The 15,427-nt window shown below is 71.4% G+C and carries 13 protein-coding genes, 1 tRNA gene and 1 pseudogene; 8 read left to right on the top strand and 7 right to left on the bottom strand.

Annotation, left to right across the window (positions count from 1 at the left end; translation table 11 throughout):
* The first annotated feature begins 5 nt into the window (after nucleotides 1-5).
* Nucleotides 6-1,175 carry an acyl-CoA dehydrogenase family protein gene (locus CPH93_RS22260; protein WP_096213846.1) on the top strand — a complete coding sequence of 390 codons (1,170 nt, stop codon included), beginning with the start codon at nucleotides 6-8 and terminating at the stop codon, nucleotides 1,173-1,175.
* 42 nt (nucleotides 1,176-1,217) lie between these two features.
* On the opposite strand, the gene CPH93_RS22255 is transcribed toward CPH93_RS22260, so the two are convergent.
* Nucleotides 1,218-2,819, bottom strand: coding sequence for a beta-N-acetylhexosaminidase (locus CPH93_RS22255; protein WP_096213845.1), 1,602 nt, complete (start codon nucleotides 2,817-2,819; stop codon nucleotides 1,218-1,220).
* A gap of 189 nt (nucleotides 2,820-3,008) precedes the next feature.
* On the opposite strand from CPH93_RS22255, the gene CPH93_RS22250 reads away from it, so the two are divergent.
* Nucleotides 3,009-3,299: a hypothetical protein gene (locus tag CPH93_RS22250; RefSeq protein ID WP_006605447.1), complete on the top strand. Its 291-nt coding sequence runs from the start codon at nucleotides 3,009-3,011 to the stop codon at nucleotides 3,297-3,299.
* Between the two features lie 62 nt (nucleotides 3,300-3,361).
* A complete protein-coding gene (gene glmS / locus CPH93_RS22245) occupies nucleotides 3,362-5,191 on the top strand; it encodes a glutamine--fructose-6-phosphate transaminase (isomerizing) (RefSeq protein ID WP_093483355.1) in 1,830 nt (609 codons plus the stop codon).
* A gap of 514 nt (nucleotides 5,192-5,705) precedes the next feature.
* Here the strand turns inward: glmS and CPH93_RS22240 are convergent.
* Nucleotides 5,706-6,227, bottom strand: coding sequence for a universal stress protein (locus tag CPH93_RS22240; RefSeq protein WP_006605445.1), 522 nt, complete (start codon nucleotides 6,225-6,227; stop codon nucleotides 5,706-5,708).
* A gap of 310 nt (nucleotides 6,228-6,537) precedes the next feature.
* Between CPH93_RS22240 and CPH93_RS22235 the strand changes: the two genes are divergently transcribed.
* The 4 genes from CPH93_RS22235 (at nucleotide 6,538) to CPH93_RS22220 (ending at nucleotide 9,407) form a co-directional block, all read left to right on the top strand.
* The gene (locus CPH93_RS22235) at nucleotides 6,538-6,900 is read left to right on the top strand and encodes a hypothetical protein (RefSeq protein ID WP_331716949.1); all 363 of its coding nucleotides are present in this window, start codon (nucleotides 6,538-6,540) and stop codon (nucleotides 6,898-6,900) included.
* A gap of 349 nt (nucleotides 6,901-7,249) precedes the next feature.
* Nucleotides 7,250-8,545, top strand: a complete 1,296-nt coding sequence (locus CPH93_RS22230) for a GlxA family transcriptional regulator (protein WP_096213844.1) — start codon at nucleotides 7,250-7,252, stop codon at nucleotides 8,543-8,545.
* 5 nt (nucleotides 8,546-8,550) lie between these two features.
* Nucleotides 8,551-9,171 carry an oligoribonuclease gene (gene orn / locus CPH93_RS22225; RefSeq protein ID WP_040899217.1) on the top strand — a complete coding sequence of 207 codons (621 nt, stop codon included), beginning with the start codon at nucleotides 8,551-8,553 and terminating at the stop codon, nucleotides 9,169-9,171.
* A gap of 160 nt (nucleotides 9,172-9,331) precedes the next feature.
* Nucleotides 9,332-9,407: transfer RNA gene (locus CPH93_RS22220), tRNA-His, on the top strand.
* Nucleotides 9,408-9,706: 299 nt separating this feature from the next.
* Here the strand turns inward: CPH93_RS22220 and CPH93_RS22215 are convergent.
* The 3 genes and pseudogenes from CPH93_RS22215 to CPH93_RS22205 all read right to left on the bottom strand — a co-directional run.
* A pseudogene (locus tag CPH93_RS22215) lies at nucleotides 9,707-10,621 on the bottom strand (chitinase); the annotation flags it as partial.
* A gap of 343 nt (nucleotides 10,622-10,964) precedes the next feature.
* Complete coding sequence (locus tag CPH93_RS22210; RefSeq protein WP_096213842.1) at nucleotides 10,965-12,392, bottom strand: sensor histidine kinase; 1,428 nt, start codon at nucleotides 12,390-12,392, stop codon at nucleotides 10,965-10,967.
* A complete protein-coding gene (locus CPH93_RS22205) occupies nucleotides 12,389-13,081 on the bottom strand; it encodes a response regulator transcription factor (RefSeq protein WP_096213841.1) in 693 nt (230 codons plus the stop codon). Before CPH93_RS22205 ends, CPH93_RS22210 begins: the two co-directional genes overlap by 4 nt.
* 119 nt (nucleotides 13,082-13,200) lie before the next feature.
* On the opposite strand from CPH93_RS22205, the gene CPH93_RS22200 reads away from it, so the two are divergent.
* Nucleotides 13,201-13,764: a hypothetical protein gene (locus CPH93_RS22200; protein ID WP_096213840.1), complete on the top strand. Its 564-nt coding sequence runs from the start codon at nucleotides 13,201-13,203 to the stop codon at nucleotides 13,762-13,764.
* A 51-nt stretch (nucleotides 13,765-13,815) separates the two neighbouring features.
* On the opposite strand, the gene CPH93_RS22195 is transcribed toward CPH93_RS22200, so the two are convergent.
* Nucleotides 13,816-14,676 carry a spermidine synthase gene (locus CPH93_RS22195; RefSeq protein ID WP_093483361.1) on the bottom strand — a complete coding sequence of 287 codons (861 nt, stop codon included), beginning with the start codon at nucleotides 14,674-14,676 and terminating at the stop codon, nucleotides 13,816-13,818.
* Between the two features lie 192 nt (nucleotides 14,677-14,868).
* Entirely contained in the window at nucleotides 14,869-15,210 is a 342-nt protein-coding gene (locus tag CPH93_RS22190) for a chaplin (protein WP_096213839.1), read from the bottom strand.
* Nucleotides 15,211-15,427 lie beyond the last annotated feature (217 nt).

Genomic DNA, 15,427 nt, shown 5'->3' with positions numbered 1-15,427 from the left:
CCCCCATGTCCCTGGACCACCGTCTGCCCGCCGAGCTGGAAGAACTCCGGCGCACGGTCGAGGCGTTCGCGCACGACGTCATCGCCCCGAAGATCGGCGAGTACTACGAGCAGCATGCGTTCCCGTACGAGATCGTGCAGGAGATGGGCCGGATGGGCCTGTTCGGCCTGCCGTTCCCCGAGGAGTACGGCGGGATGGGCGGCGACTACCTCGCGCTCGGCATCGCCCTGGAGGAGCTGGCCCGGGTCGACTCCTCGGTGGCCATCACCCTGGAGGCCGGCGTCTCCCTGGGCGCCATGCCGATCTACCACTTCGGCACGGAGGAGCAGAAGCGCGAGTGGCTGCCCAAGCTGTGCAGCGGTGAGGTGCTCGGCGCCTTCGGCCTGACCGAGCCGGACGGCGGCTCGGACGCCGGCGCGACGCGGACGACGGCTGTGCGCGACGGCGGAGATTGGGTGATCAACGGCAGCAAGTGCTTCATCACCAACTCCGGTACGGACATCACCGGTCTGGTCACGGTCACCGCCGTCACCGGCCGCAAGGCTGCATCCGACCCCTCTGGCGGCTCCCCGCTGATCTCCTCGATCATCGTGCCGTCCGGTACGCCCGGCTTCACGGTCGGCGCCCCGTACTCCAAGGTCGGCTGGAGCGCCTCGGACACCCGCGAGCTGTCCTTCTCGGACGTCCGGGTCCCGGCCGCCAACCTGCTGGGCGAGGAGGGCCGGGGCTACGCCCAGTTCCTGCGCATCCTCGACGAGGGCCGGATCGCCATCGCCGCGCTGGCCACCGGCCTGGCGCAGGGCTGTGTGGACGAGTCGGTGCGCTACGCCAAGGAGCGGCAGGCCTTCGGCCGTGCGATCGGCAGCAACCAGGCGATCCAGTTCAAGCTGGCCGACATGGAGATGCGCGCCCACACCTCCCGGCTGTCCTGGCGCCATGCCGCCTCCCGGCTGGTGCACGGCGAGCCCTTCAAGAAGGAGGCCGCGCTCGCCAAGCTCTACTCGTCCGAGATCGCGGTGGACAACGCCCGCGAGGCCACCCAGATCCACGGCGGGTACGGCTTCATGAACGAGTACCCGGTCGCCCGGATGTGGCGGGACGCCAAGATCCTGGAGATCGGCGAGGGCACCAGCGAGGTCCAGCGGATGCTGATCGCCCGGGAGCTGGGGCTCTGACGCCGGACCGGCCGGGCGTCCGCGGACGCCCGGCCGGCGGGCTCACTTACCGGGCCAGGGCACGTCCGGTGAGCGGTAGTAGTTGATGCCCAGGGCGTCCCAGCGCGGCCCCTGGGCGGCCAGCCGCACCTTGTAGCCGTCCCAGTCGTGGCTGTCCGCCGGGGACCAGCCCAGCTCCGCGATGCCCGGCAGCCGCGGGAAGGCCATGTACTCGATGTGTGCGGTGGTGGAGAGGGTCTCGGTCCACAGCGGCGCCTCGACGCCGAGGACGGATCCCGCGGGCGCGCCGTCGAGATAGCGGCCCGGGTCCCAGTCGTAGGACCGCTTGACGTCGACATAGCCGGCCCAGGACAGGCCCAGCGGGGTGTTCCGGTCGTACTTCATGTCGAGGTAGGCGCGGTCGGCCGGCGAGAGGATCAGCCGGGTGCCGTTCCTGGCGGCGTCGGCGACCTGGGTGCGCTCCGCCGTGCCGGTCTTGTCATAGCCCCAGTACTGGGCGACGGCGCCCTTGACCGGGTGCGCTCCGGTCAGCTGGTGCCAGCCGATCACGGTCTTGCCGTACTTGGCGACCACCGGCTGCACCTTGTCCATGAAGGCCACGTAGTCCGCATGGCTGGTGGAGTGCGCCTCGTCGCCGCCGATGTGGAGGTAGCGGCCGGGCGTCAGGGCCGCCAGCTCGCGGATGACGTCGTCCACGAAGTCGTAGGTCACCTGCTTCGGCACGCACAGCGAGCTGAAGCCGACCTTGGTGCCGGTGTAGAGCGGCGGGGCCTGGCCGTTGCAGTTGAGCTCCGCGTAGGAGGCGAGCGCGGCGTTGGTGTGGCCGGGCATGTCGATCTCGGGGACGACGGTCAGATAGCGGTCGGCGGCATAGCGGACGATCTCGCGGTAGTCGTCCTTGGTGTAGTAGCCGCCGGGGCCGCCGCCGACCTGGGTGGAGCCGCCGTAGGTCGCCAGCCGCGGCCAGGACTTGATCGCGATCCGCCAGCCCTGGTCGTCCGAGAGGTGCAGATGCAGCTTGTTGATCTTGTACATGGCTAGCTGGTCGATGTAGCGCTTGACCTGCGCGACGGTGAAGAAGTGCCGGGAGACATCGAGCATCGCCCCGCGGTAGGCGTAGCGCGGCGCGTCGGTGATGGTGCCGCCGGCGATCCGCCAGGGCCCACGGCGCGCGCCCTGCTGCCCGTCGACGGGCAGCAGCTGGCGCAGCGTCTGGACGCCGTGGAAGAGGCCGGCCGGGCGGGCGGCGCTGAGGGTGACCGTACGGCCGGCGGAGGTCAGCCGGTAACCCTCGGCGCCCAGGCCCCCGGTGCCGCGGCCGCCGAGCCGCAGGACGATGCCGTCCCGGCCGTCCTTGGTGGTCACCGGGAAGCCGAAGCCGGTGGCGGGCCGCAGCAGCCCCGCCAGCCGGCCGGCGATCTTCCGGGCCTCGCCGGAGCCGCCCGGGACGCGGATGGGGGTGTGCGCGCCGAGGGTGACGGCGTCCCCGCCGCCGTGCACGGACGCGGGAGCGGGGATCACCTGGTCCAGGGGGGTGGCGGCCCGGGCGGTGGCTCCGGTGGCGCCCGGCGGCGGTACGGCGGCGGTACCCAGCCCCGCCGCGGCGACCAGGAGCAGGGAGAACAGCAGTCTGCGTCGTCTCATCGACGATCCCTTCGGCGAACGTCGTACATGGCATCGTGCATGGCATGGAGCGACCGAACGGTGACCATGCGTACCGCGACCCTCTGATCCGGTCAAGGTCCAGACCACTTTCCGGCCGCCAAACCGGGGATGTGCCCGATACCGGGCAGATTTCTTGCGATTCCTCGCGCCGCCACGCAATATCGACGGGTGCTCGAACGCCGTAACCGCAGCGCTGACGCGCCGCACGAAGACCTGGTGGACCACCTGGTGCGCAGCACACCGCTGCAGCGCGGTGAGGCCGCCCGGGTGGTGCTGGACGTGCTGGCGTACTTCGACGAGACGACGGAGGAATTCGTCCGCCGCCGCCATCGGGAGCTGCAGTCCCAGGGACTGCGCAACGAGGAGATCTTCGAGCGGATCCGCCACGAGATGCCGCACCGCGCCGTGGCCCCGCCCGATCTCTCGGCCCGCCAGCTGCGCCGCCTCGTCTACGGCTGACGCCCCCGCCACGGGCGCCGGGTACAACCATTGCCACACGATTTTTCTCGGAGGGTCACTGTATGTGCGGGATCGTCGGCTACATCGGCAAACGTGATGTCGCTCCGCTGCTCCTGGAGGGCCTGCAGCGCCTGGAGTACCGCGGCTACGACTCGGCGGGCATCGCCATCCACGCCAAGGGCACCGGCAAGGCCGCGGGCGGCCTGAAGACCGCCAAGGCCAAGGGCCGGGTCCGGGAGCTGGAGTCCCGGCTGCCGAAGCGCTTCGCGGGCTCCACCGGCATCGCGCACACCCGCTGGGCCACCCACGGCGCGCCGACCGACGAGAACGCCCACCCGCACCTCGACACCGAGGGCAAGGTCGCCGTCGTCCACAACGGCATCATCGACAACGCCGCCGAACTGCGCGCCAAGCTCACCGCCGACGGCATCGCCTTCGCCTCGGAGACCGACACCGAGGTCCTCGCCCACCTCATCGCCCGTTCCGACGCCGAGAAGCTGGAGGAGCGGGTCCGCGAGGCGCTGCGGCACATCGAGGGCACCTACGGCATCGCCGTACTGCACGCCGACTTCCCCGACCGCATCGTGGTCGCCCGCAACGGCTCCCCGGTCGTCCTCGGCATCGGCGACCACGAGATGTTCGTCTCCTCCGACGTCGCCGCGCTGGTCTCGCACACCCGGCAGGTCGTCACCCTCGACGACGGCGAGATGGCCACTCTCAAGGCCGACGACTACCGCACGTACACCACCGAGGGCTCGCGTACGACCGCGACGCCGGAGACCGTGGAGTACGCGGCCGAGTCCTACGACCTGGGCGGCCACGACACCTACATGCACAAGGAGATCTCCGAGCAGGCGGACGCGGTGGACCGCGCGCTGCGCGGCCGGATCGACGACCGCTTCTCCACCGTGCACCTCGGCGGCCTGAACCTCGACGCCCGCGAGGCGCGCGGGGTGCGCCGGGTCAAGATCCTGGGCTGCGGCACCTCGTATCACGCCGGCCAGATCGGCGCCCAGATGATCGAGGAGCTGGCCCGCATCCCCTCGGACGCCGAGCCGGCCTCCGAGTTCCGCTACCGCAACCCGGTCGTGGACCCCGACACGCTGTACGTGGCGGTCTCCCAGTCCGGTGAGACCTACGACGTCCTGGCGGCCGTCCAGGAGCTCAAGCGCAAGGGCGCGCGGGTGCTGGGCCTGGTGAACGTGGTCGGCTCGGCGATCGCCCGGGAGACCGACGGCGGCATCTACGTCCACGCGGGCCCCGAGGTCTGCGTGGTCTCCACCAAGTGCTTCACCAACATGGTGGTCTCCTTCGCGCTGCTCGCCCTGCACCTGGGCCGGATCCGTGACCTCTCGGTCGCGGACGGCAAGCGGATCATCGAGGGCCTGCGCAAGCTGCCCGGCCAGATCGACGAGATCCTCAAGGGCGAGGAAGAGATCAAGAAGCTGTCGGCCGCCTACGCGGACGCCAAGTCGATGATGTTCATCGGCCGGGTGCGCGGCTACCCCGTGGCCCGTGAGGCCTCCCTGAAGCTCAAGGAGGTCTCCTACATCCACGCCGAGGCCTACCCGGCCTCGGAGCTCAAGCACGGCCCGCTGGCCCTCATCGAGCCCGCCATGCCGACCGTCGCGATCGTCCCCGACGACGACCTGCTGGAGAAGAACCGCGCCGCCCTGGAGGAGATCAAGGCCCGCAGCGGCCGCATCCTGGCCGTCGCCCACCAGGAGCAGGAAAAGGCCGACCACACCATCGTCGTCCCGAAGAACGAGCCCGAGCTGGACCCGATCCTCATGGGCATCCCGCTCCAACTGCTCGCCTACCACACGGCCCTGGCGCTGGGCCGCGACATCGACAAGCCCCGCAACCTGGCCAAGTCCGTCACGGTCGAATAACCCGGCCCAGAAACCTCGCCAAGCCGGTGGTTGTGGAGTGATCCACCCCACAACCACCGAAGCGACAATTGAGCACCCCCCACGGCGAGCAACCCCCTCCGCGAAAGCGGCGCCGGTTCAGGCGCAAAGGGGAGCCCGCAAAACAGCAGCTCCGCGCGTTGCCACCTAACGCGCGGAGCCGCCGCCTCCCCTTTGCCGGCGTCGCCCATACGCCGGCAGGATGCCGCCGCTCCGGGAACCGTCACCACCCGGGCGGCAGCACGCAGTTGCCGTGTGCGCGGCCGCCGGGCCCGAGATGCGGCGCGCCCACGTGACCGTTTTCTACCCCTCACAAGCGCACAATCCACCTCCGCCGGCCGGCGAAATGCGCCTGCGCACAATCCCCATGACGCCCCCTCACCTGTGGACACACAGCGGAGAGTCGAGGCGGCACGGGGACGGCACGCGACGGCGGCCGTGCCAGGGATGCATCCGGGGTACGTCAGGGATGCGCCAGGGGTACGTCAGAGACGCGTCAGGGGATCACGATGACCGGGCGCTGCGCCCGGCGGGCCAGCCGTCCGGCGACCGAGCCGAAGATCCGGCCGACCAGGCCGTGCGTGGAGCCGACCACGATGGCGTCGGCCTCGTACTCCTGGCCGACCTCCTCCAGCTCGTGACAGATGTCACCGCCGCGCTCGACGAGGATCCAGGGGACCTCGGAGAGATGATCGGCACAGGCCAGCTCCAGGCCGAGGACTTCGGTGCGGTGATCCGGTACGTCCACGAAGACCGGGGGCTCACAGCCCGCCCAGACGGTCGTCGGCAGCCGGTTGGCCACATGGACGATGATCAACCCGGAGCCGAGGCGCCGGGCCATACCGATTGCATACGCCAACGCCCGCTCGCTCGACATGGAGCCGTCGAAGCCGACCACGACGCCATGACGGAACGCGGGGTCGCAGGAGTGGCGCGTCTTTTCCGCCGCTTCGAGGTCCGCCATCGGATCGGCGACCTGCTTGCGGTCCGCGGGTTCGGGGATTTCGTGACCGGCCATTGATGTCTCGGCGAGGGCGTCCTCTTGCGGAGGGGCGAACGGGGAACAGCGATTGACTTGATCCGGCAGTTGACTGAGCTGGCTCGATCGAGGACCGGGAGCCATAGTTCAAAGAGGAACAACACGACTGGGAATCATCTTCCCAACCCGATACCCCAAGAGTACGGCGCCACTCCCCCGCTGCCCAGAGCACGCCGAGGACGCGGAGCGCCCGCGCGAGCCGGGTGGGGCCTCGAACGTTCCCCGGAGCATGCCGGAGCGTGGCGCGGATGGCAATGCCCCGGCCTGCCCCCGTACGTACCCTCTGACGGTGACCCATGATCGCCGGCGGCGTTGTATCCAGCAGCCCGTCCGAGGGGAGCACATGGTGCCGTTGCCGTCCGACAGATCACCCGACCCGGTGAGCGATGTGGTGCGCTGGGGCGCGTTCAGCTGCGCCCTGGTGCCCTTCGTACTGATCCTCAGCGGTGCCTCCTGGGCCGGCGCGGCCGGCGCCGCCGCCGGCCTGGGCGCGGTGACCTGCGTCTGCCGCGCGCTGTTGCGGCAATCCGAACGGACCGCCGCCCGGGTCCGGGTCCGCGACTTCGGAAGACACCGGGACAGAACGGGACGTCCGGGTCCGGCAGCGCACGGGGGCGGGCGCCATTCCGGAGGGCGTACGCCGGTCAACTGAGGCCTCTGCAAGTCTGCGCGCGACCGTTTTCAGCCAACTTCCGGCCGAGGTCCATACCTTCCCCTGAGCCCCCCTCAACCCTGGTGTGAGCAGGGAGGAAAGGACCGCTGGGCATGGTTGTGCCCTACTGCGAACGGGCAGAGCCGAGACGCGTACTTCCCATGGAGGCCCGACGAGTGGAACGCTTCGTGATCGAATGCTTCGCGCCAAGTTGCCATATCGACATACCAGCGGGTGGTGAACTTGGCACTCCATCCTCACGGAACACAGTAGATTCGATCTTGGTAGTGACGGCGGGGGAACTGTGCAGGACCGAGAGGGCGAGACGACCGAGGGGGGCTTAAGTGCCATGAGCCAGGACTCCGCTGCCGTACCAGATGCCGCACGCAAGCTCGCCGCCCGACGACGCCGCGAAATAGTCGCGGTGCTCCTCTTCAGTGGCGGCCCCATTTTCGAGAGCTCCATTCCGCTCTCGGTCTTCGGCATCGACCGCCAGGACGCAGGTGTCCCGCGGTACCGGCTACTTGTGTGCGCGGGCGAAGATGCGCCTTTGCGCACGACCGGGGGGCTCGAACTGTCGGCCCCCTACGGGCTGGAGGCGATCTCCCGTGCCGGGACGGTCGTCGTACCGGCCTGGCGTTCCATCACCCAGGCCCCGCCGCCCGCCGCGCTCGACGCGCTGCGCCGCGCGCATGAAGAAGGGGCCAGAATCGTCGGGCTGTGCACGGGGGCATTCGTCCTCGCCGCGGCCGGACTGCTCGACGGCCGGCCGGCCACGACCCACTGGATGTACGCACCGACGCTCGCCAAGCGTTATCCGTCCGTCCATGTGGATCCCCGCGAGCTCTTCGTCGACGACGGCGATGTGCTCACCTCCGCGGGAACGGCGGCAGGCATCGACCTGTGTCTGCACATCGTGCGCACCGACCACGGCGCGGACGCCGCGAACGCGCTGGCCCGCCGGCTCGTCGTGCCGCCCCGCCGGACCGCGTCCGACATGGGGCACCAGCGCTACCTCGACAGGTCATTACCTGAAGAGATCGGCGCCGACCCGCTCGCCGAGGTCGTCGCCTGGGCGCTGGAGCACCTCCACGAGCAGTTCGACGTGGAGACGCTCGCCGCGCGCGCCTACATGAGCCGGCGCACCTTCGACCGGCGCTTCCGCTCCCTGACGGGAAGCGCTCCGCTCCAGTGGCTGATCACCCAGCGGGTCCTCCAGGCCCAGCGGCTGCTGGAGACGTCCGACTACTCGGTGGACGAGGTCGCGGGTCGCTGCGGCTTCCGCTCGCCGGTGGCACTGCGCGGCCATTTCCGGCGGCAGCTGGGCGCCTCACCCGCGGCCTACCGTGCGGCCTACCGTGCGGCCTACCGCGCGCGCCGGCCGCACGGGGCACCCGAGCCCGCGCTCAGGCCGGAGCGGGCCGACCGCGCCGAGCGGCCGGAGCGCGAGCGGGCGGCGCTGGGCGCGAGCGGCGGGGAACGGTTCGCCCCCGCGCTGGCCGGCCACGGTCTGGCGTCCGCGGAACCGGGCGAAGCGGGCAAACCGCAGCCGGAGGGCTACGCCTCCCGGCTGGCGGAGGCCGCGGTCGGGCGGGGACCGGCCCGCCCCGTGCTGCCCGGACAGCGCGAGCGCCCCGTAGGGTGAGATGTATGAACGATCGCATGGTGTGGATCGACTGCGAGATGACCGGACTCTCGCTGGCGAATGACGCGCTCATCGAGGTGGCCGCCCTGGTCACCGACTCCGAGCTGAATGTGCTGGGCGACGGGGTGGATGTGGTGATCCGCCCTCCCGCCGAGTCGCTCGGCACCATGCCGGAGGTGGTGCGCCAGATGCACACCGCCTCCGGGCTGCTGGAGGAGCTGGACGGCGGGACGACGCTGGAGGCGGCCGAGGCGCAGGTGCTTGCGTACATCAAGCAGCATGTGCCGGAGCCGGGGAAGGCGCCGCTGTGCGGCAACTCCGTCGGCACCGACCGCGGCTTCCTGCTGCGCGACATGCCGACGCTGGAAAGCTATCTGCATTACCGGATCGTCGACGTCTCGTCCGTGAAGGAACTGGCCCGGCGCTGGTTCCCGCGGGCGTACTTCAACAGTCCGGACAAGAACGGCAACCACCGGGCGCTGGCGGACATCCGCGAATCCATCGCGGAGCTGCGCTACTACCGCGAGGCGGTCTTCGTACCGCAGCCCGGACCCGACTCGGACACCGCGAAGGCGATCGCCGCCAAGCACGTCCTTCCTGCTGAGCCGCAGTCCACGCCACAGTGAGCCGTGGGGGTGCGTGTCGTGTGGTTCCTTGCGGGTCCGCCGTGACCCGCACGACACGCCCTCGGTCCCGGGACGCAAAACCTGGGCGCGAGCACCCCTTGGGACCCTGTACACTTTTTCTCAGCCGGTGGGGAAAAAGAACCACACAGCACCGGTCATGGTGGGTATAGCTCAGCTGGTAGAGCACCTGGTTGTGGTCCAGGATGTCGCGGGTTCAAGTCCCGTTACTCACCCCACTTCAAGGCCCCCGACCTCAGGTCGGGGGCCTTGGCGTTTGTCGGCGACGGAGGCGAGGCCCAGTCGAGAATGTCGTCGCCGGTGGTCACCGTGGGGTTCGTGTGGGTGATGGTGATCTTCGCGGGCCGCGGACGGGCACTGCCCCGGTCGTCTTCCGTACGGCGGTGCGGGGCGGGACCGTACGGGCCGGTGGGCTGCCGTGGAGACGCGGCGGCGGGACGCGGCGGTAGGGGGAGTCCGCCGCGCCCCGCCGTGGGGGCGAGCGGCCCGGGCCGGCGCCCGGGCCGCCGGTGGGGGGTCAGCCGGTGAAGGCGCCGAAGGCCTTGGTGAAGTCCAGCGGCTTCTGGTCGATGGAGCTGCAGGTCGGCTGTGCCGAGGGGGCCGGGCCACCCGGGCAGGCCTGGTCGCGGGTCGAGGACCACATCGACAGCCCGCCCAGGTGCTTGCCCCTGGCGAACGCCACCAGCTGCTTGGCGTCGTCGAGCCGGAAGACCTCCTGCTGGACGTCGTTGACGCCGATCATCGGGGTCACGGCCAGGGTCTTCCAGGCGGCCGCGTCGCGCAGCCCGAGCGCCTTCTTGAGCTGGCCCTGGGTGGCGGTGGCGGCCTGGGTGGCGTAGGTGCCCATGTCGCCGCTGTAGGAGGCGCCGTAGTCCATCGCCATGATGTTGACGGCGGAGATCTTGACGCCGTTCTTCTTGGCGTCGGCGACCAGGTTCACCCCGTCCTGGGTCAGGCCCTCGGGCATGACCGGCAGGGTGAAGGAGACGTCCAGGCCGGGGTGGGTCTTCTGGAGCTTGGCGATGGCCTGGGCGCGGCGGGTGTTGGCGGCGGTGTCGGGCAGCGCGCCGCCCTCGATGTCGAAGTCGGCCTTGGTGAGCTTGAACTGGTCGATGACCTTGCCGTACGCGGCGGCCAGCTGGTCGGCGGAGCCGCAGACCAGGGCGAGTTCGGAGCCGGTGGCGCCGCCGAAGGAGACCCGGACGTCGCCGCCGGCCTTGCGCAGCGCGGGTATCTGCTGGGCCACCGCGTCGTTGCCGAGCTCGCCGGAGCCGCCCCACTTGGGGTCGCAGCCGCCGCCGGAGGTGATGAAGGCGAGGGTGAAGTGCTTCACGCCGGTCTTCTGCGCGGTGCCGGGCAGGTCGTAGGCGGGGGTGAGCGAGGTGTCGACGTACGGGGCGAAGCCGGCGGCGGCCTTGGCGGTGGTGCCGGCGGTCCGCGGGGCCTTGGCGGCCATGGCACCGCCGGCGACGGCGACGGCACCGCCCGCCGCGACCACGGCGGCCGCGCCGGTCACGATCAGCTTGGTGGTGCGGCTCTTGCGCCGGCGGTGTGCCGAGGAAGTCATCTCGTGCCTGCCTGTCGTCACGTGGGGGGTGGGAGGGGGTGCACCGTGGTGCGTCCCGCACGCTAGCGGCAGGGAAACGGACAAATGTCGGTAATGGTGCGGAGGTTGGGGGACTTATGACCGCCTTAAGGAAGCGGAAGGGGGTGGTTAAGAGCCAGGGGCACATGCCCCGCCGGGCGCCGGGGCATGTGCCCCAGCGGGCGGCCGGTCAGGAGCCGGTGCGCGTGGCCCGCCGCCGGCGGCCGAGGGTGCGGCGCAGCCGGTGCCCGCGCCGTCCGCCCTGGCGGGCGCGCCGGTCGTCCAGCGCCAGCCAGACCCGTACCTCGGTGCCACCGAGGACGGAACGGCCCAGGCGGACATCGCCGCCGGTGGATTCGGCCAGCCGCCGCACGATGTCCAGGCCGAGGCCGGTGGACCCTCCCCCAGCTACCGCTGGGCGGTGCCCCCAACCGCCCCCGCCCGACCAGCCGCGGCGCAGTGCGGCGTCCGGGTCGGCGATGCCCGGGCCGGCGTCCGAGACCAGCACGATCACCGCCTCGTCCGCGTTGTGGACGTCGACCGCGAAGGCGGTGCCCTCGGGGGTGTGGCGGAAGACGTTGCCGAGCATCGCGTCCAGGGCGGCGGCGAGTTCGGGGCGGGCGACCGGGACCCGTACGGGGCGGTCGGCGCCGGCGATGCGCACGGTGCGGCCCTCGTCCTCGGCGAGCGCGGACCAGAAGCCCATCCGCTCGCGGATCACCTCGGCGGCGTCACAGCCGGCCGCGGCGGCCGTCTGCTGGGTCTGGGCCTTCTGTTCGCGGACGGTGCGGATGATCTGGTCGACCTCCCGCTCCAGCTGGGCGACGGCGGCCCGGGTCTGCTCGGCGGCCGGGGTGTCGCCGAGCGAGGCGGCGTTGAGCCGGAGCACGGTCAGCGGGGTGCGCAGCCGGTGCGAGAGGTCGGCGGCCAGTTCGCGTTCGTTGCCCAGGAGTTGGACGACCTGGTCGGCCATGGAGTTGAAGGCGCTGGCCGCCAGCCGCAGTTCCTTGGGCCCGTCCTCCTGGACGCGTACGCCGAGCTTGCCCCGGCCGAGGTCATGGGCGGCGCCGGCGAGCCGCTGCGCGGGGCGCACCATGCGGGTGCCGAGCCGGTCGGCGACCGCGACCGAGCCGATGACCAGCGCCAGGCCGACGCCGGCCAGCACCACCCAGGCGGTGGTGACGCCGTTGGTGAGCGCCGCGTCGGGGACGAAGACCTCCACGACGGCGATCCCGGAGGCGACGGCGGTCGGCTGAAGGAGCGCGGAGCCGCCGCGGACCGGGGAGATGGAGGCCCGGCCGAGCTTCACGGCGGCCGCCACGTCCGCCTCCGCCGCGCGCCGGGCGCCGATCTCGGCGGGCCCGTTCCGGCCGCTCGCCGGCACATGGACGCCGATCCGGCCGCCGGGGCCGGTCTCGGCGCTGGCGACGGCGCGTTCGAGCTGGGTGCGGTCGGTGGTGATGGCGAGGACCGGACCGATCGTGGCGGCCTGCCGCTCGGCATTGGAGTACGCGCGGTCGCGGGCCAGTTCCTTGACGACCAGGCCGAGGGGGACGGCGAACGCCACCACGACCATGGTGGTGACCGCCAGCGCCACCTTGACCAGGGCCCATCTCACCGCGGCGGCTCCAGCTTCACGCCGACGCCGCGCAGGGTGTGCAAGTACCGGGGCCGCGCGGCGGTTTCGCCCAGCTTGCGGCGCAGCCAGGACAGATGGACGTCGATGGTCTGGTCGTCGCCGTAGGACTGCTGCCAGACCTCGGCGAGGAGTTCCTTGCGGGCGACGACGACACCGGGCCGCTCGGCGAGGAAGGCCAGCAGATCGAATTCCCGGCGGGTCAAGTCGAGTGCGGCGCCGTCGAGTTCGGCCTGCCGGCGCAGCGGGTCGATGGACAGGCCGCCGACCCGGATCACCCGTGAGGGCGGTTCCGCGCCGGCGGCGGTGGCCCGGGAGCGGCGCAGTACGGCCGCCATCCGCGCCGAGAGGTGCTCGACGGAGAACGGCTTGGTGAGATAGTCGTCGGCCCCGTCGTTGAGCAGCCGGACGATCTCGGCCTCGTCGTCCCGGGCTGTGGCGATGATCACGGGCACATCGGTGATCCCGCGCAGCATCTTCAGCGCCTCGCCACCGTCCAGATCGGGCAGGCCGAGGTCGAGGATGACCACGTCGAAGCCGACCTGAGCCACCTCGCGCAGTGCCTCCAGGGCGGTGCCGACGCTGCGCACCGTATGGGCGGCCTCGGTCAGATGCCGGATCAACGCCGAGCGTACGAACTGGTCGTCCTCGACGACGAGCACACGTGCCATGGGCGGCACCGTACGCCATTCGGGGCCGGTTTCCCGCCGGGTGTTGACACCGTGACAGAGCGGTCGGCCGTGCTCCAGCGGGCTGCGTCCGCGTGGTCCGGTGGTGCAGTATGAGCCGGATGCAACGAGGACTGGTTCACGCGGTGGCCTGGACGCTGGCGACCGGCGCCGCGGTCACGCTGTCGTGGTTCGGGGTGCACACCGTGCTGTCCGGCACCGCGTACGACCCGCCGCGCGCGCTGCCGCTGTCCGCCCGGGTGTCCGGGGCGCAGCCGGACGGCGGCGCCTCCCCGCAGGTCTCCTCCACGCACCGCCCCAAGCCGTCCCGTTCGCCGGACCGCGGCCCGGCGCCCGCCGACGGCAAGCCCTCCGGTCCGGCGTCCCCGTCCGCCACGAGCGGCGACCGGCCGCAGCACCCGGGCCCCTCCCCGCAGGACGGCTCCCCGCCGGCCTCCGACGCCCGGATCAAGAGCTACTCCACGGCGGGCGGCCGGGTGGTCTTCGATCTGGGCGGCCGCTCGGCCGAGTTGGTGTCGGCGACGCCCGACTCGGGGTGGCAGATGCAGGTGTGGAAGCAGGACGGGTGGATCCGCGTCGACTTCTCCGGCAGCGCCCATACGTCGGTGTTCTGCACCTGGAACGGCCATCCGCCGACCGTGCAGATCAGCAGCAGCGGGGCGTAGCGCCGGGCCGCCCTGCCCCCGACGTCCGGCCCCCAGCCCCTGGCCCTCGACTCAGTCGAAGGCGCCGGCCGGCGGGGCGGGCGAGGCAAGGGCGGTGGCGTCGGTGACCGGTGCCGCGCCGCCGGTGAAGTCCAGCAGCGCCCGCCCGTGTTCGACCCGTGCGGCCTGCGGATCGGTCGCCGCCCGCCGGGTCAGTTCGGCGACGGGCAGCTCCCCGTCGGCGGCCAGCAGGATGGCGTTGCCGAAGCGCCGGCCGCGCAGGACGGCCGGGTCGGCGGTCAGACACAGCTCGGGGAAGACCGTACGGACGGTGGCGATCTGGCCGCGCAGGAACCGCAGCGGCGGCCCGTCGGCGAGGTTCGCCGCGTAGAACCCGCCGGGGCGCAGCGCCCTGCGGACCTCCGTCACGAACTCCGTGCTGGTCAGATGCGCGGGCGTGCGCGCACCGCCGAAGACATCGGCGATGATCAGGTCCGCCCAGCCGTCGGGGATCTTCGCCAGGCCGGCGCGGGCGTCGCCGCCGCGCACCCGGATTCGCCAGCCGCTGTCCCACGGCAGCTGCCGGCGTATGAGCTGGACCAGCGGGGCGTCGATCTCCACGACCTGCTGGGTGGACCGCGGGCGGGTCGCCGCGACATAGCGGGCCAGCGTCAGGGCACCGCCGCCGAGGTGGACGACGCGCAGCGGTGCGCCGGGCGGGCCGGCGAGGTCCGCCAGATGCCCGAGGCGCCGCTGATAGGAGAAGTCGAGAAAGGACGGGTCGTCGAGGTCCACATGGGACTGCGGGGCCCCGTCGATCAGCAGCGTCCAGCCGCGCGGCCGGTCCCGGTCGGGCCGTAGCTCGGCGAGTCCGCCGTCCACCGTCTCCGTGACGGTCTCCGGGCCGCCGCGCCCGCGTCTGCTCTTCGCCATGCCCTCCAGTATGGCCCGTGGGGTGACGCCGGAATCCGCTGGTCAGCGCAGGGGCCCGTCTCTTGCGACGCGGCCGCCTCCGGTGGTGCGGGGGCAGAGTGGCGAACCACCCACGACCGGAGCCGGAGGTGGTCCGCCAACTTCACCTCACGAACCGAGCCGGCCCGATGGTGCCTTGGACCGGCCGGCCGATCAGCGGTTGATGCAGACGTTCCCGAAGGCCGGGTTCAGCAAGCCGGGCGCGTTGACGCTGTTGCCACAGATGTTGATCGGGATGTTGATCGGCACCTGGACGTTGTTGCCGCTGAGGATGCCCGGGGAACCCGCGGCAAAGCCCGCAGCGGTGGCACCGCCGAAGCCCCGGCCCTCGCGACCGAAACGACCGTTGTCGCCGAAACGACCGTGGTCGCCGCGGCCATGGCGGCCGTGGTTGCCGTGGTGACCGTCCACGCTTGCTGATGCGATGCCGGCGCCGCTGAGCACAACGGCACAGCTGGCGGTGGCGATCGCGGCGGTCGTAACAAACCGCTTCATCCCATTCTCCTTTCAGTTCGTGAATGGGGCAACCGGTCACAACGAGCGAAATGAGTCAGGGATGCGGGGGTTCCCCCGTCCGGGAAATCGTTAGCCCTTATGGCAGTAACGAAGCGGCTCCGCCGAAGTCCGGTATTCCGCTGTTCGGGAACCCTGACCCGGGTCCGGCGTGCCTGCCACAGTTTCCAGCATGATTTCTGTCAGAGTGCTCTCCTGT

The organism is Streptomyces sp. 2323.1, assembly GCF_900221035.1.
Classification (GTDB): Bacteria; Actinomycetota; Actinomycetes; order Streptomycetales; family Streptomycetaceae; genus Streptomyces; species Streptomyces sioyaensis.
Note: the sequence above shows the minus strand (reverse complement) of the source record. Positions and strands in the feature narration are given on the sequence as shown.